The sequence below is a fragment of the Mesorhizobium sp. M7A.F.Ca.US.005.03.1.1 genome (assembly GCF_003997975.1).
Classification (GTDB): Bacteria; Pseudomonadota; Alphaproteobacteria; order Rhizobiales; family Rhizobiaceae; genus Mesorhizobium; species Mesorhizobium ciceri.
Window position 1 is genome coordinate 20,406 of record NZ_RZRO01000042.1, and the last position, 20,465, is coordinate 40,870.

Here is a 20,465-nt window from a genome sequence, read left to right on the forward strand (position 1 = left end):
ATGAAAATCGTCACCTGGAACATCAACGGTGTCCGCGCCCGCATCGGCAACCTGACCCATTGGCTGACCGAGAGCGCACCCGACATCGTCTGCCTGCAGGAGATCAAGACGGTCGACGAGCAGTTCCCGCGCGCCGAGATCGAGGCGCTTGGCTACAATGTCGAAACCCATGGCCAAAAGGGTTTCAACGGCGTCGCGCTGTTGTCGAAGCTGCGCTTCGACGAGGTGATCAGGGGCCTGCCCGGCGACGATGCCGATGAACAGGCGCGTTTCATCGAAGGCGTTTTCTCAACCGACAAGGGCGCCTTGCGCGTTGCCTCGCTCTATCTGCCGAACGGCAATCCGATCGATGACGAGAAGAAGTTTCCTTACAAGCTGTCCTGGATGGCGCGGCTTGAGCGCTGGGCCGAAGAACGGCTGAGACTTGAGGAGGCTCTGGTGCTCGCCGGCGACTACAACGTCATTCCCGAGCCGATCGACGCGCGGTTTCCGGAGAACTGGCTGGGCGACGCCCTGTTCCAGCCGCAGACGCGACAGGCCTTCCGTCGGCTGCTCAATCTTGGTTTCACCGAGGCGGTGCGCGCGGTCACCGACGCGCGCGACACCTATACGTTCTGGGACTATCAGGCCGGCGCCTGGCAGAAGAACAACGGCATCCGTATCGACCACCTGCTTTTGTCGCCGGAAGCCGCCAACCGATTCTCATCGGCCTCTATCGAAAAGCATGTGCGCGCTTGGGAAAAACCGTCCGACCATGTCCCGGTGGCGATCGATCTCGCGCTTCAGCCGGCTTGAGAGAACCTCGCCGGGCCCGTCTGCGCTGAACCCTCATATCGCCACATTTCGCGCCGTTCATTGCAGACCAGCATGGCGGCTGGGGTTCCATGAGCACACGATTTCATCTTTGTCCCATTGGCCTGGCATTTGCCATGGCCGTTCCTGGTACGGCATTTGCCGACCAGGAATGCCTGGCCAATGGAAAATCCTACCAGATCGGTCAGGTCGCCTGCCTGACGGTGGCCGAGCAGAGCCATCTGGCCCGCTGCGATATGGTGCTCAACAACACCTCGTGGACGAAGATCGGGGATAGCTGCCCGGAAAACACGCTGGCGCCACACCCCCATGTCACGCCGATCTCGACGCCGGCGCCCAGCATGGTGCCGACGGAGCCGATCGCGAACTGAGCAATCTCCCGCTTCGTGGGGGAGATCGGCAGTTCAGCCGCCAGCAAAACTACTGGTCCGCGTTGTTGCCCTTGGTGAGGATATCATCGGCCAGCGAGATGGCGGTGCGACGGTCGGCCTCGCCCGCGGTGGCAAATGCCTCTTCCTGCATGCCGCGGATCCAGGGCTGGTCAGCCGGCGAAGCGCGTTCGAGCGCTGCCGTCATCATCGCCAGGCCGCGAACGATCTTGCCGCTCTGGAACAACAGATGGCCCAGCGTCGCCTGGGCGCCGGCATGGCCTTTCTCGGCGGCGAGTTGGAACCAGCGCCCGGCCTGCTTGACACTGGCCTTCACCCCGCCCTCGCCCTTCAGGAACATCTGCCCCATCTCGAACTGTGCGTTCGGGTTACGGTAGTTGGCAGCCGCGCGCATGTAGTATTCCTGGGCCGCCACCTCGTTCTCGGTGACCGGGCTGCCGGGAATGCCCGTGCGCAAATAGTCGCCAAGCGCCACCAGCGCATCGGAGACATAGCTTTCCTCGGGCGAGCCGGGCTCGACATCCTGGTCGACGATCTCGGAGAAGAACTTGAACGCCTCATAGTCGTCGCGCGCCACGCCGTCGCCCTCGGCATACATGCGGGCAAGCTTCCAGGTGGCGCCGATCTGGCCGTTTTCGGCGGCGTATTTGTAGGCCTCGGCAGCCTGCTCCTTGTGGCCGTTCTTGTAGGCGGAGAAGCCGAACTGGAAGACCGCCCAGGGGCTCGATTGCGGCTTCACCCCGGTCTTGTCGTCGAACACCTTGTCGTCGAAGGCCATGGCCTGGCCGACGGCGCCAAAGGTCGCGCCAAACGTGGCGGCCACGACCAGTGCCGAAAAGACAGACGACCTCAACAACTCAGATGTCCGCATAACAGTGTGTTTCTTTCGCACCGCCCGGATGGGTCACCGCGCCATCGCGCGCCGGCCCTACCGTCTGTGCATATTTCCATATCGCGCCCGACTGATAATCGGTCGCGCGCGCCTTCCATGTCTTTGCCCTCGCCGCCAGTTCGCTATCGGACAACGCCACATCGATCGTGCCGTTCACCGCGTCGATCGAGATCACGTCACCATCCCTGAGCAGTCCGATCGGGCCACCCACGGCTGCTTCGGGGCCGACATGGCCGATGCAGAAACCGCGCGTCGCGCCCGAGAAGCGCCCGTCGGTGATCAGCGCCACCTTGCCGCCCATGCCCTGGCCGTAGAGTGCTGCCGTCGTCGACAGCATTTCGCGCATGCCGGGGCCGCCGCGCGGTCCTTCGTAGCGAATGACGAGAACCTCGCCCTCCCTGTAGTTGCGATGGGTCACCGCCTCGAAACATTCCTCTTCCGAATCGAAGCAGCGGGCCGGACCGGAGAATTTCAACTCCGCCATGCCGGCGACCTTCACGATCGCGCCTTCGGGGGCCAGGTTTCCCTTCAAGCCCACGACACCGCCGGTTTGGGTAATGGGTCTGTTGGCCGGGCGGACCACATCCTGATGCTCATTCCAGACAACGTGCTGCATGTTTTCGGCCAAAGTGCGGCCAGTCACCGTCATGCAATCGCCATGCAGATAGCCGTGGTCGAGCAGGGTCTTCATCAGCAGCGGAATGCCGCCGGCCTCGAACATGTCCTTGGCGACATATTTGCCGCCCGGCTTGAGGTCGGCGATGTAAGGCGTCTTCTCGAAGATCTTGGCCACGTCGAACAGGTCGAACTTGATGCCGGCCTCGTGCGCGATCGCCGGCAGATGCAGTGCCGCGTTGGTCGAACCGCCGGTGGCCGAGACCACGGTCGCCGCATTCTCCAGCGCCTTCAGCGTGACGATGTCGCGCGGCCGGATATTTCTGGCGATCAGCTCCATGATCTTTTCGCCCGAGGCGAAATTGAACCGGTCGCGCATTTCATAGGGCGCCGGCGCGCCGCAGGAATAGGGCAGCGCCAGGCCGATCGCCTCGGCGACGGTCGCCATGGTGTTGGCGGTGAACTGGGCGCCGCAGGAACCGGCCGAGGGACACGCGACCTGCTCGATCTCAAGCAGTTCGTCATCGCTGATCGTGCCGACTGAGTGCTGGCCGACCGCCTCGAAAACATCCTGCACGGTGATCTGGCGGCCGCGATAGCTGCCGGGCAGGATCGAACCGCCATAGATGAAGATCGACGGCACGTTGAGCCGCACCATGGCCATCATCATGCCGGGCAGCGACTTGTCGCAGCCGGCGAGCCCAACCAGCGCGTCGTAGCAATGGCCGCGCATGGTGAGCTCGACCGAATCGGCGATGACCTCGCGCGACACCAACGACGACTTCATGCCCTGGTGACCCATGGCGATGCCATCGGTGACGGTGATGGTGCAGAATTCGCGCGGCGTGCCGCTGGCGGCCGCGACGCCCTTCTTGACCACCTGCGCCTGGCGCATCAGCGAAATGTTGCAGGGCGCCGCCTCGTTCCAGCAGGAGGCGACCCCGACCAGCGGCTGCGCAATCTCGGCCGCCGACAAACCCATGGCATAGAGATAGGAACGATGCGGCGCACGCGCCGGACCGACGGTCACATAGCGGCTAGGGAGCTTAGCCTTGGAGATGACTTTGGCGTCCATACTCTTCCTTGCCCCATCTTCCCTGCAAATGGGGCGGAGCGGCCTGCCCCCTCGCCGAGCCTTTTGGCGCGTGTCCCGAGACAAGATCGAGGTGCGCCGGGTTTATGGCGGGAAATGGGCAATTTCCTCAGCCCAGCTTCTACCGCAGGGGTTGTTCAGAAAGTGTTGCCAAAACGTCACAATAGCAGGAGGCGCAAGCGGTTTGGATTACGTGCAATGCAGCTTGGATGAGACAATCGCGGGCAATGCGATCTCAAACGAAAAAAGCCGGGCAGTGCCCGGCCTTTCATGCGCAATTTCAATTCGTTACCACTTGACCTTCAATGATGTTGAAAGTGCCGTGACAAGGTCGTTGCCGAAGTCCGCGGTATAGCCATTGTCATATGTTAGGCCATCATCTGGGTTTACGGCCGTATGGATCGATCCACTGGTCAGCACTCCCACCGCGCCCCCAAGTCGAACCTCGATGTTCTGAGTTGGCGTGTAGGCCACGCCACCGCTGAGGGTCCAGGTATCGGTCTGGGCGCTCAGGCCGGTCGACGTTCCGCGATCCCACGTGATAACCGCCGCACCGCTCCACTGATCATTGAATTTGTGGCCGACGCCGCCGGAAACTGTCCAGCCATCGCGATAGAGTAGATCGAGCGAGGTAAGCCGCAATGGGCTGGTCGTCGTGCAGGATGCCGTGCCGGTGGGACAAAACGGAATGCTCTGTAGCTCGCTCCAATTCATCCACTTGATGGATCCGAATGCCAGCCAGCCAGGAGCTATGCCCGACTGAAGCTTGAGCTCTACAGAATCCGGAACCTGCGAGGAACCACTAACATTCGTCACTTTGCCCAAAAACGGATTTAAAGGATTGAGGGCCGCGGGAACCTGAGACAGATCCAGCGTTCCGTCCAAATTGTTGAGCTTGACCGCCGAATTATAGACCAAGCTGGCGCGCAGGGCGATATCCGGAATCTCATACGCAACGCCGGCTCGCCATCCCCAGCCGTCACCCTCAAGGTCAAGCCGCCCTATGCCCGCACCGGGAATGGGAGCCACCAATTGTTCTTTGAAGCCAGAAACATTCTCGTGGAACACGCCGCCGATAAAACGAAACTGTCCTTTGCCGAGATCCATTTTGTAGGAGCAGGTTCCACCCACAGCCTCGCTCTTCACCTGGGTTTCAACATTGCTGTTCGCGCCGGCCCAATTCCGACCCGGGTTGCTGGACGCACCAATCGGCTGGCCATAGTCCACGAGGCAATCGACGGGGCCCATACCCGCCTTGATGCCGACGCTCGGCACCCAATAGCTTTCGGTATCGCGAGCACTGTTGGAGAAACCCATGAGGTTAAGGGGGCCGTCGGACGGGTCGGTGTCCTTCACGTTCTTGAGGTCGCGCTGCGGCATCACATAGGTGCCGGAGACCTCACCCGTGACTTGGGCAGGATCGAACAGCAGATCGATATCGTAGCCGCCACGCTCCAGGCCGCCGGCATGTGCCGGATTCATCGCCGTCCCGATCAAAGCCAGCGAAAAGCAGCCCGCCCCCAGCAGCGCCTTCAGTCGCAGAATAGTCATGAAATGTCCTCCCCCGAATTCGAGTGCACCAAGCTAGAACCAATTCAGGTTAACGGTGCAACAACGAATTCGCGGGCGTACATGTACACACTGGCCAGCCGCATTTTCGAGGAAATGCAACCGGGTGCGGCAAGGCCGAAAAATGGTCTGTGAAGGCTGAGCGGCTCTCAAAAAACAGGGAAAACCATCCAAAAGGCTCGAAAACAGGCCTTTTTTGGGGTCCGAGAGCCCCATTGTTACATTATGGCAACAATGCGGCTAAAACTTCCGTTTACGTCAATATTAACGCAACGGAATGCTGATTTTCCAGGCGGAAAACCAGCATTTTAGAGGGGTCTAAAGTCTCGCGAATCTATCCTCAACCGGCGTCGCGAACCCTGGCCAACGCGACCGACAGCTTGTCCTGTGCATCGCGGTATTCGGCGAGCTTTTCACGCTCGGCATCGACGATCTCGGCCGGCGCGCTGGCCACGAACCTCTCGTTCGACAGTTTCTTGTGCAGGCGCGCGATCTCCTCGGTCACCTTGGCCAGTTCCTTCTGCAACCGTGCAGCCTCGGCGGCGAGGTCGATCAGGCTGCCAAGCGGCAGGCAGATCGTCGCCTCGTTGAGCACGATCTGCGCCGAACCCTTGGGCGCGACATCGGCAAGCGAGATGTCGCCGACCCGCGCCAGCCGCTTGATCGCCGAATCCTCGCGAACGAGGCGCTCGCGTGTCACATCGTTGGCGCCGACCACGACGAGCGGTGCGATGGCTGCCGGCGGCACGTTCATCTCCGAACGCACGGAGCGGATGCCGGAGACGAGGTCGACCAGCCAATTGATGTCGGCTGCAGCCTCGGCGTCTTCGAAGTCCGGTGACGGCCACGTGGCATGGCACAGCAGCGAGGGGCGTTGCTTGCCTTCGCCAGCGGTCTGCGCCCACAGTTCCTCGGTCATGAACGGCATCATCGGATGCAGCAGCTTGTAGATCTCGTCGAGCACGAAGGCGACGCAGGCTCGGCTTTCGGCTTTGGCCGCCTCGTCGGTGCCCATGAACACCGGCTTCAGCAGTTCCAGGTACCAGTCGCAGAACAGGTTCCAGACGAAGCGGTAGGCGGCGCCCGCCGCCTCGTTGAAGCGGTATGAGGTGATGCCGTCGGTGATCTCGCGCGCCGCCCGCGTCAGCTCGGTGAGGATCCAGCGGTTGACCGCCAGCTTGGCGTCGTTGAGCCAGAAATCGTCATTGCGCGCGACCTCGTTCATCTCGGCAAAACGCGTCGCGTTCCACAGCTTGGTGCCGAAATTGCGATAGCCGGCGATGCGCGCCGGATCGAGCTTCACGTCGCGGCCCTGCGCCGCCATCACCGTCAGCGTGAAGCGCAGCGCATCGGCGCCGTATTCGTCGATCAGGTCGAGCGGATCGATGACGTTGCCTTTCGACTTCGACATCTTGGCGCCGTTCTTGTCGCGCACCAGCGCATGGACATAGACGGTGTGGAACGGCTCCTCGTCCATGAAGTGCAGGCCCATCATCATCATGCGGGCGACCCAGAAGAAGATGATGTCGAAGCCTGTCACCAGCACGTCGGTCTGGTAGTAGGTCTTCAGCTCGGGAGTCTCATCGGGCCAACCCAGCGTCGAGAACGGCCACAGCGCCGACGAGAACCAGGTGTCCAGCACGTCCTCGTCGCGGGTCAGGATCTCGCCCGGCTTGAAGTTCTCCAGCTTGTCCTCGACCCAGGCCTTCCACGGTCCTTCCAGCGCCAGATAGAATTCGATCGCGGCGCTCAGCGCCTCTTCCTCGGTCTTCTCGACGAAGACGCGCCCGTCGGGCCCGTACCAGGCCGGAATCTGATGACCCCACCAGAGCTGGCGCGAGATGCACCAGGGCTGGATGTTCTCCATCCAGTCGAAATAGGTCTTTTCCCAGTTCTTCGGCACGAAGTTCGTGCGACCTTCGCGCACTGAAGCGATCGCCGGTTTGGCCAGTTCCGCCGCATTGGCATACCATTGCTCGGTCAGGAATGGCTCGATCGGCACCCCGCCGCGATCGCCATGCGGCACCGCGTGGCGATGCGGCTCGACCTTTTCGAGGAAGCCGCCCTCTTCCATCAGCTCGACGATCTTCTTACGCGCGACGAAGCGATCGAGGCCGTCGAGTTCGTCCCAGACCGCCTGGCGCTCCGGCGTCACCTCGAGGCCGGCGAGAAAATCTTCATTGTCCCTGAGGCTTACCGCCGCCTCCGTGGTCAGGATATTGATCGCCGGCAGCTTGTGGCGCCTGCCGACCTCGAAATCGTTGAAGTCGTGCGCCGGCGTGATCTTGACCGCGCCCGAACCTTTTTCCGGATCGGAATACTCATCCGCCACCACGGGAATCCTGCGGCCAACGATCGGCAGGACGATGTTCTTGCCGACCAGATGCCGGAAGCGCTCGTCGTCGGGATGCACCGCGACGGCCGTATCGCCCAGCATCGTCTCCGGGCGCGTCGTCGCCACGGTGATGAAGGTTTTCGGGTTTTCCGGGTCGAAGACCTTGCCTTCGACGGGGTAGCGGAAGTGCCAGAGATTGCCATTGACCTCCTGCTGCTCGACCTCGAGATCGGAGATCGCGGTGAGCAGCTTGGGGTCCCAGTTCACAAGACGCTTGTCCTTGTAGATCAGCCCTTCCTTGTAGAGCGTGACGAACACTTCGAGCACCGCCTTGGACAGGCCTTCGTCCATGGTGAAGCGTTCGCGTGACCAGTCGGCCGAGGCGCCGAGCCGCTTCAACTGGTTGAAGATGGCACCGCCGGATTCGGCCTTCCACTCCCACACTTTCTCGATGAACTGTTCGCGGGTCAGGTCGCGGCGATGGATCTGCTTTTCCATCAGCTGCCGCTCGACCACCATCTGCGTGGCAATGCCGGCATGGTCCATGCCCGGCTGCCACAGGACGTTCTTGCCGCGCATGCGCTCGAAGCGCACCAATATATCCTGCAGCGTGTTGTTGAGCGCGTGTCCCATATGCAGCGAGCCGGTGACGTTCGGCGGCGGGATGACGATGGTGAAGGCCTCCGCCCCCTCCTCGGCCCCGGCACCGGCGCGAAACGCGTCGGCCTCTTCCCAGACTTTGGCGATCTTCGGCTCGACGGTTTTGGCGTCGTAGGTCTTTTCAAGCATGGGAAAATGGTCCGCGCTGTCGGGAGTTTTGCTGGTCCGGTGTAAATCGGAAGGTTTTGGCCAAGTCAACCGCAAGGGCTGTCTCGGACCCTCACAACCAGATAGGCGCGGCCTTGGTCATTTCAACGGAAAGCGATCCGTCGTCCTGCCGACAACGACTTCGCCAAAACAAACGGCGCCACGAAGGCGCCGTTTCCTCTAGCAATCGGCATGGGCAGCTACTGCGCCCCGCGCGCCACGCGCTCGATCTCCTCGCGCACCAGTCTTTCGACCAGTGTCGGCAGATTGTTGTCCAGCCAATCCTGCAGCATCGGCCGCAGCATCTCTTCGGCCATGTCGTCGAATGTCTTCTTGCTGCGGCTGGCAAACGCGTCGGAAAGCTCGCCAAAGGCAGCCGCGACCTGACGGCCGGTGTGCTCGGAAACGATCGCCGGACGCGGCGCGTCGCTGGCCGCCACCGGCCGCACCACGCTTGCATCCGGACGAGACGGCTCGGTAGCCGGTTTCGCGGTTGGTTCATCCCCTGGAGCCTCCATCGACGGCTGGGCAGCCGTCTTGCGTGCCTCGCTCCGGTCCGACACCGCCCTGGCCTGCTCGCCAACCGCGGCGATCTCGCGACGCCAATCGGCGATGGAAGCGTCGGCGACAGGACGCGATATTGGCGCTTCAGCCGTGATTGGCTCCGCTGCAACGCGGGCGCTGACCTCGGCGAGTGTCATCGATGGCCTTGCCGGGCTGGGATCGGGGCGCACCGGCGTTTCCATGCGCGCCACCACCGGCTCGGCCGGCGGCAGCTGTGACTGGACTTCCGCCAGCGTGACAGGCTTCCTGCCCTCGGGGGCGGCATGCAGGTCGGCACGAAAAGCTTCCACGTCGGGGGCTGCATAGACGCTCGACGCGCGCTCCAGATCCTGGCTCAGCTCATCGGCGTCGCCCGGCTGCTTGCGGCCGCCGTCGCTGTCCTCGATGATCCGCCTGATGGAAGCCAGTATCTCTTCCATGGAAGGTTCGCGCTGTGCGCTGCTTGCCGTTGCCATCGTCACATCCGCCGCCCTTGTGACCCCTGTTGGGTTTTCCGCTCCGGCAGAGCCGGATCGAATCATGGCCACAGCGTAACCGACGGATCGCCGCACGAGAATCCCCAATCTGGGGACTTGTGGGATTTCAACAGATTAGCGCCATCTGAACCCGAGAGCCGCAGCGCGAAAGATCCTGCTCAAGCAGGGAACACGGCCAGTTCAGGCCGAACGCCTCAGCGGCCGTCCGGCGTGCGCAGTCCGTACCACTTGTCCTTGACCGCGTTGTAGTGCTCTTCAGGCTTGTATTTCGCTACCTGCAAGCCAAGGCGGTCGACGGACAGACGGCCGGTCGCCTGCAGGATGGCGTAGCTCGCCACCACCACATCGTGTTCGTAACCGGCCTGGTTGATCTGGGCGGTGATGACCGTCGCCTGCGCATTGAGGACGTCGAGCGTGGTGCGCTGGCCGACATTGCGCTCTTCGATGACACCGTTCAGTGCCAGCTTCGCGGCTTCGATCACTTGCCTGTTGGCCGTCAGCTGCTGCTGCGCGGCGGTGTACTCGGTCCAGGCGGCGGTGACGGCCTGGCGCACCTGGTCGCGGCTGACGTCGACCTGGATGCGGGCCTGGCTGAGTGATTCCTTGTTCTGGCGCACGATCGCCGAGGTGCGGCCACCTGAATAGATCGGGATGGTCAGCGTTGCCCCGACACTGGCCGAATTGGTCGTGCCATCCTGCGAACCGACGCCTGGCAAAGGCGAGGTATTGCGATAGGCGCTCGAAACGCCGGCGGAAGCCGACAGCTGCGGCAACAGCGCGCCTTCGGCCGACTTCACCGAAAACGCCGCGGCGTCGACCAGATGCTGCGTGGCAAGGATGGCCGGATGCTCGTTCGAGGCCACCCCGACGGCGGCGGCGAGGCTCGACGGCAACAGCTTTGCCACCGGCGAAGCGCCCTTGAGTTTGCCCGGCTCGTCGCCGACGATCTGGCGATAGAGCGCCGCACTTGCCAGCGCCTGCGCCCGGGCAGCACTCAGCGATGCCACGGCGGCGGCGCGTGAGGCGTCGGCCTGGGCGACATCGGTGCGTGTGCCTTCACCAACTTCGAAACGCGAACGCGCCGCGCGCGCCGTCTCGGTCAGGAACTGCAGGTTCTGCTCGGTCAGCACAGCGACCTGCCGGTCGCGAATCACGTTCATATACGCTTGCGCCGCGCTGAACAGGATGCCCTCTTCGGTGTTGCGCAGGCTTTCGACCGAGGCCCGGACCTGTGCTTCGGCGGCAGCAACATTGTTCCTGGTCTGAAAGCCGTCGAACAGCGTCTGGTCGATCTGGACGCCAAAATTGCCGGTGGTCAGCCGCACGCTTGAATTGGTGCCGTTGAGATGGCTGCTCGAATAATCGATATCCGCCGAGCCGGTGACAACCGGGCGGTAGCCCGACTTGGCGATGGCGACACCCTCATCGGTGACGCGAACGCCGGCACGGGCCGAATTCAGTGAAGAATTGTACTGGTAGGCCTTTGCAAGCGCGCCGGAGATGGTTTCGGCTGAAGCGGCCAGTGGGGACAGCATGGTCGCCGAAACGAGGACGGCGGTGAAAAGTGACTTGCGTAAAGACGGCACGGTTAAACCCTCATTCGTTTTCCATGGGAACCGCGCCGCGCCTGCTTCTCTCATAGATCAGCCGGCGCCGCGTGTTCGTGTTCCCTGCTGCTCACCCCCAAAGTGCCCCCAGTTTGGCATCAGCAGCGATCGTTCAAATGCAAGCGACCATGACAAAGCCTCTGCTGCAAGGCCAAATCATTCAGAATTCGAAAGCACGAATGCGTTCAAACCCCGGTAGTGGCTTAATTGCCGCATTAAATGCACGTCTTCCGGTTACAACCCCCCCGGCCTTGAAAAAGAGACGGGCCACGCCGGAATTGCCCTGCCCTTCGACGGCGACGAGTCGGCCGCCTTCGGCAAGCTGGTCGAGCAACGGGGCCGGCACTTCCGCGACACTGCCACCGATAAAGATAACATCATAAGGCGCCTTGGCGGCATGCCCCTGCGGCAACGCGCCCTGGACGACGGTCACATTGCCGCAGCCAAGCGACGAAAGCGTCGATCTGGCGGTTTCCGCCAGCGCCGAATCGTTTTCGAGCGCCACTACGGACCCGGCCAGCCGCGACAGGATGGCCGAGGCGTAGCCCGTTCCGCAACCGACATCGAGCACCGAATCGGTCGGGTTGATCTCGGCCAGCTGGATAAGCTTGGCCAACGGCGACGCTTCCATCAGGTAGCGCGAACCGTCCGCGCCGGCTGCAATGCGGATGTCCTCGTCGATATAGGCGAGATCGCGCTGGGCGGCGCCGACAAACATCTCTCTTGGGACGACAAGCATTGCATCGAGTAGCGGCGCGCTGGTCACATCTGTGGTGCGGACCTGGCCGTCGACCATCTTGACGCGTAGTTCGGAGAAATCAGCGCTCATGTCCCAACCAGTCCGCTTGCCGCGCCAGAACCGCGGTCCATTGTGTCAGGAACTTCAGGCCCCTGCGCTGCCGCGCGGGGGCCCGGGCATTGGAGGCCTCGCCCGGAATCGAACCGGGGTGCAAGGATTTGCAGTCCTCTGCGTAACCACTCCGCCACGAGGCCTCATTGCTCCCGGCGTTCCACCCGGTTCCAATAGGTTGCGGCGAAAATGCCGTCAAGCGGCCACCTTGCATTCCGAACGGTTTCCTCGCGTCAGTCCGGACGGCGTCCGGCAAATCATCGGACCGCTTTATTAGCGGACAGTTAAGCATAGCCTGATGGGAGAAGAACGCATCCTGTCGCCGCATGACAGGGCAAGGCTTGCCTCGGCCGCGGCTGTTCTCAAGCAGATCCGTGAGGCACTGGAAGAGCAGGCCGCCCACTGAAACACCACCTTGCGCTATCGGCGGTCAATCGGGCCGGCGACGCCGTTCCCACCAGACGACAAAGCGACGCCGGTGACGGCGGACCATGGCGAATTCATAGGACAGCACCAGCAATCCGAGCGGAACCATCCAGAAGCCGAGGATCGGCAGGAAACCGAGGATGCCACCGATGGTCAGCAGGATGCCGATCGTGATTCTGAGCCCGCGCGAGCGCGGCATTTTGAACTCGCGCCCGAAAACAGAGATTTTGCGCGCCGGCATCTGGTTGTCTTGTGCTGTCATCGTCTCGAAAGATTGACCCGTTTCGATCGTTCGCAAGCATGCTCAAACCAAAGCCGCCGCCGCGCTTTCGGTTCCATATCCCTGCCAAGACGGCTAATATGAGGGCATCCTTCGACGATTGCGAGAAAGGCCTATGCGAAAAAGCCTCGGAAAAATGTGAAAAGCTTCTTTGCAAAGCCGAAAAGGGCAGCTATAGGCTGCGCCACTCACATAAGAGCCTCCGTTCCCCGGTAGCTCAGTGGTAGAGCAACCGGCTGTTAACCGGTTGGTCGCTGGTTCGAATCCGGCCCGGGGAGCCAAATTCTTCAAAGCGTTGAGACGGTCAGGTCGCCCATAGGGGCTGATCTATGGCATGTCTGGAAAACCGCAGGCAGCCGCAGGTTGATCCTCAACTTGACCTGGCGCCGCTATGCAGCGCGCTTCGATCACGGCGATCTCTTCACGGCGATCTCATCAGGATTTCATCTCTTGTCACCGTTCGGGTTGGGTGCCGGTGCCTCTCGCACATCTCGTGGTGGCGGGTCGACATGTTCAAGCTCTGGCGGGGCTTCTTTGTCCCGACGTCGGACAGGTAGCTTCTCCGGTTCGGGCTTCGATGGTGGTTCTTTGATCTTGCTCGGCATAATCGAGTTAACCGCACTGCCGGTCCCTTGTTCCCGCAGCAAGCCGAAAACCTGAATGGGGGAACCGGGAGCGCCAAAAAGCGTTTTCTCGCATGCTCAAGAAGATCGCCCTTGCCGCCGTGCTGGTCCAGGTTGCCGCGGTTTCGGCTCTCATCACTCAGACGGTCCTCTTCGCGTCCACGTCCACACAGGCCGCCAACGCGCAGCCCGGCGACGCAGTCGCTGTCACTGCCGACAAGGAACCGGACAAGGCGGCGCAGCCTGCTGGTGCCGACCAATGCCCAACCCGGCTTGTGACGAGCAAGGTTTTCACGAGCAACGCAATTACGGCGCAACGATAGTTCGCATCGATGCCGGCCGTCCGTCGATCCCCCCAATTTAAGTCAGGGCAGTGTGCTTGAAAGCGCAATGATTCCTGTTACTTGCGGCATGGGGCGAGTGCGTTTGGGTTGGGCAAGAATTGGGTATGATTTCATCAAATATGGAATGCCTGCGCTGTCATGGCAGCGGCAGGGTTTTCGACTGCTCCAAATGGTATGCGTCAAACGGACACTGCTGCCCTCAGGGAACCCATCGGGGTGGCTGCCCCGGAAAAACGGGTGCCTGCACGGAATGCGACGGCCTGGGGACAATGGCGGAGCCTCCGCTGAGGGCCGTGGCATAATCTGCGATAGTGTCGCATGCCGCTGATGGCGACGCGGACGCGCCCGCCAAAAAACCGTACTAACGGCTCGAACAACAACCGCCCGCCAAAGGTGAGCTGGCAGGGCAGCTCACCTTGTAGCGATGCGGAAACGACGACCATGCAGCCGAACCATCCTGATGGCGCCGCCCCTTATCAAGGCTAAGCGGTTACCCCACCACGACCTGACCTTGTGCCGTCCATCCAAGGGAATTGGGCAAGCGGGTCCTGCAAGATTTTGACGGATCTTGCGAAGCCGGCGACGGCATCGCGCGCCACCGTCAGCGGAACCTGGCCGTCGTGAGCACGCTGGCAAGCTCGAAAGGCCGTTTCGAAAATCGGACCTCGCCGTTCCCTTGGCCACTCCTCAAAGAAGTCGAACGCATCGTCGAGGCACCCTATTTCTTGAACGAACTCGCCATTCTTGACCAGGACCGGTCGGTCGAACGTCCTGTAACTCATGTGATCCTCCATTCCGCACGTTGGTTGTTGCTGGCTTGGGTCATCATGCGATTGCATGCTCCGGCTCGGCCAACATGCCGCCGCCTCCACGCCCGGGCGGCACCGTCGCAAAGGCCGGGATTGGCGGCGGATCATCATCGTCATCCCGCCAGGGGCGCCGCATCCAACCGAGCCGGCTCTTCTTGCGGCGCCGGTCGAAAGACAGGCTGACGGTTCCCGACCCCTTTGAAACACGCGGTTCCCGCCCGGTTTCGTCCAGAAGGCGGAGGGCGCGAAGTATGTCGCTGACTTCCACGATGGCGCCGTTGTCCAATTGCCGCAACGCGGGATTGTCAGGAACCGCATGAACGTCGGAAGCCCAGAAAGCGAGCAAAGCCCGCTTTGCACCGATCGTCATCGTCTCCTCGTTCAGCACATCATCCGGCGTCCGCAATCCGGCGGATTCCGCGGCAAGATTTTTCGGTTCAGGTTGGTGAAAACTGTAAGTGTCGGTTCTCATCTCCATTCTCCGCGATCTGTGCCTCCCGGCCGAACCGGGAGGCGGACCGTAGATTTAGGTCCAGGGAATCAGGCGACCTCGCGTTGAGGCTCCGCATCCGAGTCGATCAACTGCTTCTTGCCGGGTTGCTCGAGCGAAACCGCTTTGGCTTCGGACCCTATCTCAATGCGCCGAGGCTTGAGTTCCTCGGGCACTTCGCGGACCAGGTCCACTGACAGCAAGCCATTCTCGAGGTTGGCCGCCTTGACCTTTACGTGGTCGGCAAGTTTGAACACCTGCTTGAAGTTGCCCGTCGCCAAGCCGCGATGAAGGACCTCCCGATTTTCCTGGTCGGGTTTCCTTTGGCCGACGACAGACAATTCGGGGCCGTTCTGCATGAGTTCGACCTCATCGAGAGCGAAGCCGGCGATAGCCATCGTAATGCGATAGTCGTTCTCGCCGGTCTTCTCGATATTGTAGGGAGGCCAGTCGGAGCGTACGCTTTTTTCGAGCATATCGAAGAGACGGTCGAAGCCGACCGTTGTGCGGTAAAGAGGGGTATAATCAGAGCTTCTCATAGCCATATCCTCCGTGAAGCAACATGGATTACGAGGCTGTCGCAGCGTCGCTGCGACGCCAGTATGTCGAGCCGAAGCCTCGACGGAAAACGATCTGGTAATCGTGTTTTTTTCCTTCAAGAGGGGCGACAAAAATATTTTTGGCCGGCAGGCAGGTGCCCAAGGCGCTGCCTTGCGTGCTGGTGGCCACTGCGCGATGTTGACGCCAGGGGTGGATGCGAATCATGCGAAAAATTTTGATGTCAGGACTGCTGCTCGCGGCAGCCTTTTCCGCGAACCCGGCCCACGCGCTGGACAGCAGCGGCACGCCTGTCGTCGTGACCCCTCTTGCGTCGCGCACGACGACCGCGTCCGGCCAACCGATCACGCTGCCGCAGAAGAACGTGCAGGTGCTGGTCTCGACCTACGACATCGCGCCGGGCGCGACCTTGCCGGTCCACAGGCACCCTTTCCCGCGCTATGCCTATGTCCAGGCCGGCACGCTGAAGGTCACCAATGTCGAGACCGGCGACAGCAACACCTACAAGGCCGGCGATTTCATCATCGAAATGATCGGCCAGTGGCATCAGGCCACCAATATCGGTGATATCGAGGTGAAGCTTCTGGTGATCGATCAGGTCGAGCAAGGCGCCAAGAACACGGAATTGCGCCAATAACCGCGAAGTCCGTGCCCGGCGCGAAAGTCTGTTCGCGCTTTCGCAGCAACCGGCGCGGTGGTAGGGCTGGCCGGGAATCATGGAATGGATCGCCCCTTGACCAAAGCTCTCCGCCTGCCGCTGATCGAAATCTGTGTCGAAGGCATTGACGGCCTTCTCGCGGCGCAAGCCGCCGGCGCCGACCGGGTCGAACTGTGCGCCAGCCTCGTCGAAGGCGGGATTACGCCAAGCCTCGGCACGATCCGCGCCGCCATCGAGCAGGCAAACGTGCCGTTTCACGTCATGGTGCGGCCGCGCGGCGGCGATTTTCTCTACAGTGAGACCGAATATGCCTCGATGCTGGCAGATGTCTCGGCACTGCGCGAACTCGGCGTGCCCGGCGTGGTGTTTGGCTGCCTGAACGCCGATGGCACCATGGACGAGGCGCGCATGAGCGAACTGACGCAGGCCGCCGGCCCCTTGAACGTCACCTGCCATCGCGCCTTCGACATGACGCGCGAGCCGGCCGAGGCGCTCGAATCGCTGATCCGCAGCAAGGTCGGCCGCGTGCTGACCAGCGGCCAGCGTGACACTGCCATCGAAGGCTTGCCGCTGTTGGCGGATCTGGTGCGGCAGGCCGGCGACCGCATCGTCATCCTCGGCTGCGGCGGACTGGATTTGCACAACATTGCCGAAGTGCGCAGCAGAACCGGCCTGTCCGAAATGCATTTTGCCGCCCTCAAGGATGTGCCGAGTGCCATGGACTACCGCAATCCCCATGTCGGCATGGGTGGTTCCGATCTCGATCGCGAGTACCGCAACACGCTGACCGACACAGCGCTGGTGGCGGCAACGATCGCGGCAGCCAAGGCATGACCTCGAGCCCTGCCCCGATAGCCCGTGTATCGGCCCAAGACGAAGCGGCGATCCTGGCGCTCAACAACGAGCATGCCGCGGAACTGTCGTGGCTGGAGGCTGAGCGGCTGGCCTTCCTGCTTGGCGAAGCATTTTACACCAGGCGCATCGGCGATCTCGAAGCTTTCATCATGACCTTCGACCAGGACGCCCGCTACGACAGCCCGAATTTCCTGTGGTTCCGCGAGCGCCATGAGCGCTTCGTCTATGTCGACCGGGTCGTCGTGGCGGCGCACGCACGCGGCCGCGGCCACGCCCGCCGGCTCTATCAGGACCTGTTCGGCCATGTTGAGCGCGCTGGCCACACGCTGGTCACCTGCGAAGTCAACACCGCCCCGCCGAACCCCGCCTCGGATGCCTTTCACGCTGCGCTCGGCTTCGTCGAGGCCGGCGACGCCGTCATCCATGGCGGCAAGAAAGCGGTGCGCTATTACGCCAGGCAGATCAGCGCCTGACAGACCAGGCAGATCTGCGCACGAAGACGAGGACTACTGGAACAGGGCTGTCGCACTCACCAGCGTCATCCAGAACCCCCAGACCAACGGGATGCCGACCAGCAGCCAGGCCAGCGTGAGTCTGATCGAATTCTCGTTGTCTTGCGCCATGGTCGGTTTCCTCAGAGCTGATCCCGAAAGTGGATTCCGATTTTCGGAAAAGATCATGCTCAAACAATAAGATAGAGCCCATCCCGATTCTGTCGGGATGGAACTGACTCTAAGCCACCGCTGGTTCGGTCTTCATGTGGAAGCGCGCATTGACGGGCCGCATCATCAGGTTGAGCAGGAGGCCGACAACCAGCAGGCCGGCCATGATGTACATGGTGACCGTGTAGGCGTCGGCCTTCGCAACGCCGCTGTCGATCTGGTACTGCCGGATATAATTCACCAGCACCGGGCCAAGCACGCCCGCCACCGACCACGCGGTCAGCAATCGGCCATGGATGGCGCCGACGTAACGCACGCCGAAGACGTCGCGCAGGTAAGCGGGAATGGTGGCGAAGCCGCCGCCATACATGCTGAGGATGATCCCGTAGAACAGCACGAACAGGAAAACGCTGCCGGTCTGGCCGGTCCACGGCACCGCCGCATAGAGGACGACGCCCAGCGCGAAGAAGATGGCATAAGTTGTCTTGCGGCCGATATAATCGCTGGTCGAGGCCCAGAAGAAGCGGCCGAGCATGTTGAAGATCGACAGCAGGCCGACGAAGCCGGCGGCAGCGGCAGGCGTGATGCGTCCCGGAAACATCTCCTGGCTCATCGCCGAGGCCTGGCCGAGCACGCCGATCCCTGCCGTCACATTAAGGCACAGCACGCCCCACAGCAGCCAGAACTGCGGCGTCTTCAACGCATCGTCGAGATGGACATTGGACGTCGTCACCATCGCATTCTGTGCCGCCGGCGGCGTCCATCCGGCAGGCCTCCAGCCCTCCGGCGGCACCCTGACGATAACGGCGCCGATCAGCATGAAGACGAAATAGACGATGCCCAGCACCAGGAAGGTTTCGGCGACGCCGATGTGCTCAGGCGTCGAAAACAGCTTCATCAGATAAACCGACAGCGGCGAGGCGATGAAGGCGCCGCCGCCGAAGCCCATGATCGCCATGCCGGTTGCCATGCCCGGCCGGTCCGGAAACCAGGTGATCAGCGTCTTGACCGGCGAGATATAGCCGAGGCCGAGACCGATGCCGCCCAGCACGCCGTAGCCGAGATAGATGATCCACAATTGGTGCAGATAGACGCCGAGCGCCGAGACAATGAAGCCGCCGCCGAAACAACAGGCAGAAGCGACCATGGCTTTGCGCGGACCGACGCGATCCAGCCAGCCGCCGCCGAACGCCGCCGCAATGCCCAGGAACAGGATCGCGATCGAGAAAATCCAGCCGAGGCCGGTCAATTTCCAGTCGTCGGGCGCCGAGTCGGTGATGCCGATCAGCTTAGACATCGGCAAGTTGAAAACGCTGAACGCATAGGCCTGGCCGATGCAAAGGTGGATGCAGAGCGCCGCCGGCGGCACCATCCACCTGCTGAAGCCAGGCTCGGCGACGGTGCGTGAGCGGTCGAGCCAGCCGCCCGCCCTTTCCCCGGTCGTATCCATTCCATCCTCCCAGATGCGTCTTCGAACCATCTTCTCAGATGTGTCCTGCGAACAAACTAGGCGGGTAAGCCGGCGAGGCAATAAGGAATGCCTGCCATAAGACCAATGTCTAATGAGACTGGCCCAGATCGGAAAGCAGGTCATTGCTTTCCCGAAAGTTAGATTAGAAACAATTAATGGATCGTCTGCTTACGAAGCACGATCCCTCCACCTGCACTCACGATCATCTGGCCGGGCACGACGGCATTCACCAGTTGCGGTTGAGCCATTCGCGCGCCGGGCGCTCTATGAGGTAGTAGCTGCAGGCCGCGCAAGCGAAGACCGCGGCCAGCATCGGTATCGGCGCGCTGCCTTGCTCATAGACGAATTTGTAGAACGGCTGCTGCCATAAATAGAGCGAGTACGACCACAGCCCCAGCGTCGCCATCGGCCAGGACGACAGCAATCCGGAAAAATACCGTGGGCTGAAATCGAGTGCGTTGACGGCCAGAGCCAGCAGCGGCACCGCGAAGAGATAGTGCATCGGCGTCGGCACCCGATCCAGGAACAGGACAACGGCACAGACCGTTGCCACCAGGGCCACATGCTTGCCTCTCAAAAACGCCGGCAGCCTGCCGTCGGCCTTGAGCAGGCAGATCGAAGCCGACAGGAGGATCGACGCGATGTGCACATCCGTGCGCCAATAAGTGGTTTCGTAGTCCATCCCCAAGACCCAGTACGAAACCGCGCCATTGGCCATGGCCAGCAAGGCCAGCGCCAGGAGCAGCACGACCACGCGAGAGCGACTTGAGACGATGACGCTGATCAGCGCCAGGATGATGTAGGCGTGCTCCTCGATGCAGAGCGACCAGATATGGTCGAGCGCCCCTGCCCGAGCCACGAGAATGCCGGCATAATTGTAGGTGAATGTCAGCGCCGTCAGCGCGGCCTTCCATTTGAAGGCGAGGAACGTGCCGGAGAGCGCGATCATCGCGACGACTACGAAGACCAGAAGAGCCGGATAGATGCGGGAGAAGCGGCGTTTGAAGAATTTTTTCAGCGGGTAGCGTTCGATGAACAGGATCTCGCCCATCAGCCGGCCGCTGAGCACGAAGAAGAATTCGACGCCCAGCACGCCAAGATTGATTCCCGGAACCGGAAAGAAATGGCCGATCAGAACCAGCGCGATCGAAAGCCCGCGCCAGCCGTCGAGATAGGCCAGTCTTGTTCTGGTTGATCTGTCGGCGGCGGATCGGGACGGAACGACATGCGTCGCGGAAATGTCGGTCATGCCGATCCTCTCGCAATAGGTATGCGAAGG

Annotated in this window: 20 protein-coding genes and 2 tRNA genes; 7 read left to right on the forward strand and 15 right to left on the reverse strand. The window is 61.8% G+C overall.

All coding sequences use genetic code 11. The annotated features are described in order from the left end of the window. Nucleotides 1–795, forward strand: a complete 795-nt coding sequence (gene xth, locus EN990_RS18305) for an exodeoxyribonuclease III (RefSeq protein WP_013531286.1) — start codon at nt 1–3, stop codon at nt 793–795. Nucleotides 796–929: 134 nt separating this feature from the next. Then, entirely contained in the window at nt 930–1,184 is a 255-nt protein-coding gene (locus tag EN990_RS18310) for a hypothetical protein (RefSeq protein WP_244506831.1), read from the forward strand. A gap of 49 nt (nt 1,185–1,233) precedes the next feature. Here EN990_RS18310 and EN990_RS18315 read toward each other — a convergent pair whose 3' ends face one another. From EN990_RS18315 to EN990_RS18355, 9 genes are all read right to left on the reverse strand, one after another. After that, nucleotides 1,234–2,073: a tetratricopeptide repeat protein gene (locus tag EN990_RS18315; RefSeq protein ID WP_013531284.1), complete on the reverse strand. Its 840-nt coding sequence runs from the start codon at nt 2,071–2,073 to the stop codon at nt 1,234–1,236. Then, entirely contained in the window at nt 2,060–3,784 is a 1,725-nt protein-coding gene (ilvD, locus tag EN990_RS18320) for a dihydroxy-acid dehydratase (protein WP_024503842.1), read from the reverse strand. The genes EN990_RS18315 and ilvD overlap by 14 nt, the downstream gene beginning before the upstream one ends. A 306-nt stretch (nt 3,785–4,090) precedes the next feature. Further along, entirely contained in the window at nt 4,091–5,353 is a 1,263-nt protein-coding gene (locus EN990_RS18325; RefSeq protein WP_024503841.1) for an OmpP1/FadL family transporter, read from the reverse strand. 358 nt (nt 5,354–5,711) lie between these two features. After that, nucleotides 5,712–8,495 (reverse strand): valine--tRNA ligase, encoded by a 2,784-nt coding sequence (locus EN990_RS18330; protein WP_127388345.1) that lies wholly within the window; start codon nt 8,493–8,495, stop codon nt 5,712–5,714. 218 nt (nt 8,496–8,713) lie between these two features. Continuing rightward, nucleotides 8,714–9,532, reverse strand: a complete 819-nt coding sequence (locus EN990_RS18335; protein ID WP_127369327.1) for a PopZ family protein — start codon at nt 9,530–9,532, stop codon at nt 8,714–8,716. 215 nt (nt 9,533–9,747) lie between these two features. Further along, nucleotides 9,748–11,139, reverse strand: coding sequence for a TolC family outer membrane protein (locus EN990_RS18340; RefSeq protein ID WP_013531279.1), 1,392 nt, complete (start codon nt 11,137–11,139; stop codon nt 9,748–9,750). Nucleotides 11,140–11,320: 181 nt separating this feature from the next. Next, complete coding sequence (locus EN990_RS18345) at nt 11,321–11,989, reverse strand: protein-L-isoaspartate O-methyltransferase (protein ID WP_024503837.1); 669 nt, start codon at nt 11,987–11,989, stop codon at nt 11,321–11,323. Nucleotides 11,990–12,079: 90 nt separating this feature from the next. After that, nucleotides 12,080–12,153 (reverse strand) — tRNA-Cys (locus EN990_RS18350). A gap of 287 nt (nt 12,154–12,440) precedes the next feature. Next, nucleotides 12,441–12,698, reverse strand: coding sequence for a hypothetical protein (locus EN990_RS18355; RefSeq protein WP_024503836.1), 258 nt, complete (start codon nt 12,696–12,698; stop codon nt 12,441–12,443). Between the two features lie 224 nt (nt 12,699–12,922). On the opposite strand from EN990_RS18355, the gene EN990_RS18360 reads away from it, so the two are divergent. Next, nucleotides 12,923–12,997 (forward strand) — tRNA-Asn (locus tag EN990_RS18360). A gap of 416 nt (nt 12,998–13,413) precedes the next feature. Beyond that, nucleotides 13,414–13,662: a hypothetical protein gene (locus tag EN990_RS18365; protein ID WP_127370166.1), complete on the forward strand. Its 249-nt coding sequence runs from the start codon at nt 13,414–13,416 to the stop codon at nt 13,660–13,662. Between the two features lie 503 nt (nt 13,663–14,165). On the opposite strand, the gene EN990_RS18370 is transcribed toward EN990_RS18365, so the two are convergent. The 4 genes from EN990_RS18370 to EN990_RS35500 form a co-directional block, all read right to left on the reverse strand. Then, nucleotides 14,166–14,609 carry a DUF982 domain-containing protein gene (locus EN990_RS18370; protein ID WP_348629888.1) on the reverse strand — a complete coding sequence of 148 codons (444 nt, stop codon included), beginning with the start codon at nt 14,607–14,609 and terminating at the stop codon, nt 14,166–14,168. After that, nucleotides 14,509–14,964, reverse strand: coding sequence for a hypothetical protein (locus tag EN990_RS18375; protein ID WP_127370165.1), 456 nt, complete (start codon nt 14,962–14,964; stop codon nt 14,509–14,511). Before EN990_RS18375 ends, EN990_RS18370 begins: the two co-directional genes overlap by 101 nt. 68 nt (nt 14,965–15,032) lie before the next feature. Then, on the reverse strand, nt 15,033–15,521 hold the full coding sequence (locus tag EN990_RS18380; RefSeq protein WP_013531273.1) for an Hsp20 family protein: 489 nt from the start codon (nt 15,519–15,521) through the stop codon (nt 15,033–15,035). A gap of 28 nt (nt 15,522–15,549) precedes the next feature. Beyond that, nucleotides 15,550–15,828 carry a hypothetical protein gene (locus EN990_RS35500; RefSeq protein ID WP_164753782.1) on the reverse strand — a complete coding sequence of 93 codons (279 nt, stop codon included), beginning with the start codon at nt 15,826–15,828 and terminating at the stop codon, nt 15,550–15,552. Between EN990_RS35500 and EN990_RS18385 the strand changes: the two genes are divergently transcribed. The 3 genes from EN990_RS18385 to EN990_RS18395 all read left to right on the forward strand — a co-directional run bounded on the left by EN990_RS18385 (nt 15,746) and on the right by EN990_RS18395 (nt 17,526). Beyond that, entirely contained in the window at nt 15,746–16,177 is a 432-nt protein-coding gene (locus tag EN990_RS18385) for a cupin domain-containing protein (RefSeq protein WP_024503833.1), read from the forward strand. The two genes, EN990_RS35500 and EN990_RS18385, sit on opposite strands and share 83 nt — an antisense overlap. 84 nt (nt 16,178–16,261) lie before the next feature. Continuing rightward, the gene (locus EN990_RS18390; protein WP_063172331.1) at nt 16,262–17,032 is read left to right on the forward strand and encodes a copper homeostasis protein CutC; all 771 of its coding nucleotides are present in this window, start codon (nt 16,262–16,264) and stop codon (nt 17,030–17,032) included. Further along, nucleotides 17,029–17,526 carry a GNAT family N-acetyltransferase gene (locus tag EN990_RS18395; RefSeq protein ID WP_127369315.1) on the forward strand — a complete coding sequence of 166 codons (498 nt, stop codon included), beginning with the start codon at nt 17,029–17,031 and terminating at the stop codon, nt 17,524–17,526. The genes EN990_RS18390 and EN990_RS18395 overlap by 4 nt, the downstream gene beginning before the upstream one ends. Nucleotides 17,527–17,785: 259 nt before the next feature. Here the strand turns inward: EN990_RS18395 and EN990_RS18405 are convergent, their stop codons facing one another. Both EN990_RS18405 and EN990_RS18410 read right to left on the reverse strand, forming a co-directional pair. Continuing rightward, the gene (locus EN990_RS18405; protein WP_013531269.1) at nt 17,786–19,165 is read right to left on the reverse strand and encodes an OFA family MFS transporter; all 1,380 of its coding nucleotides are present in this window, start codon (nt 19,163–19,165) and stop codon (nt 17,786–17,788) included. Between the two features lie 247 nt (nt 19,166–19,412). Beyond that, the gene (locus tag EN990_RS18410; protein WP_013531268.1) at nt 19,413–20,435 is read right to left on the reverse strand and encodes an acyltransferase; all 1,023 of its coding nucleotides are present in this window, start codon (nt 20,433–20,435) and stop codon (nt 19,413–19,415) included. Nucleotides 20,436–20,465: the final 30 nt, after the last annotated feature.

Bases quoted from the DNA above. Each gene is read 5' to 3' on its own strand.
- EN990_RS18335 (WP_127369327.1), bottom strand. From the start codon at position 9,532: ATGGCAACGGCAAGCAGCGCACAGCGCGAACCTTCCATGGAAGAGATA.
- EN990_RS18345 (WP_024503837.1), bottom strand. From the start codon at position 11,989: ATGAGCGCTGATTTCTCCGAACTACGCGTCAAGATGGTCGACGGCCAG.
- EN990_RS18365 (WP_127370166.1), top strand. From the start codon at position 13,414: ATGCTCAAGAAGATCGCCCTTGCCGCCGTGCTGGTCCAGGTTGCCGCG.
- EN990_RS18355 (WP_024503836.1), bottom strand. From the start codon at position 12,698: ATGACAGCACAAGACAACCAGATGCCGGCGCGCAAAATCTCTGTTTTC.
- EN990_RS18315 (WP_013531284.1), bottom strand. From the start codon at position 2,073: ATGCGGACATCTGAGTTGTTGAGGTCGTCTGTCTTTTCGGCACTGGTC.
- EN990_RS18385 (WP_024503833.1), top strand. From the start codon at position 15,746: ATGCGAAAAATTTTGATGTCAGGACTGCTGCTCGCGGCAGCCTTTTCC.
- xth (WP_013531286.1), top strand. From the start codon at position 1: ATGAAAATCGTCACCTGGAACATCAACGGTGTCCGCGCCCGCATCGGC.
- ilvD (WP_024503842.1), bottom strand. From the start codon at position 3,784: ATGGACGCCAAAGTCATCTCCAAGGCTAAGCTCCCTAGCCGCTATGTG.
- EN990_RS18380 (WP_013531273.1), bottom strand. From the start codon at position 15,521: ATGAGAAGCTCTGATTATACCCCTCTTTACCGCACAACGGTCGGCTTC.
- EN990_RS18405 (WP_013531269.1), bottom strand. From the start codon at position 19,165: ATGGATACGACCGGGGAAAGGGCGGGCGGCTGGCTCGACCGCTCACGC.
- EN990_RS18375 (WP_127370165.1), bottom strand. From the start codon at position 14,964: ATGAGAACCGACACTTACAGTTTTCACCAACCTGAACCGAAAAATCTT.
- EN990_RS18410 (WP_013531268.1), bottom strand. From the start codon at position 20,435: ATGACCGACATTTCCGCGACGCATGTCGTTCCGTCCCGATCCGCCGCC.
- EN990_RS18390 (WP_063172331.1), top strand. From the start codon at position 16,262: ATGGATCGCCCCTTGACCAAAGCTCTCCGCCTGCCGCTGATCGAAATC.
- EN990_RS18370 (WP_348629888.1), bottom strand. From the start codon at position 14,609: ATGACGATGATGATCCGCCGCCAATCCCGGCCTTTGCGACGGTGCCGC.
- EN990_RS18325 (WP_024503841.1), bottom strand. From the start codon at position 5,353: ATGACTATTCTGCGACTGAAGGCGCTGCTGGGGGCGGGCTGCTTTTCG.
- EN990_RS18395 (WP_127369315.1), top strand. From the start codon at position 17,029: ATGACCTCGAGCCCTGCCCCGATAGCCCGTGTATCGGCCCAAGACGAA.
- EN990_RS18330 (WP_127388345.1), bottom strand. From the start codon at position 8,495: ATGCTTGAAAAGACCTACGACGCCAAAACCGTCGAGCCGAAGATCGCC.
- EN990_RS18310 (WP_244506831.1), top strand. From the start codon at position 930: ATGGCCGTTCCTGGTACGGCATTTGCCGACCAGGAATGCCTGGCCAAT.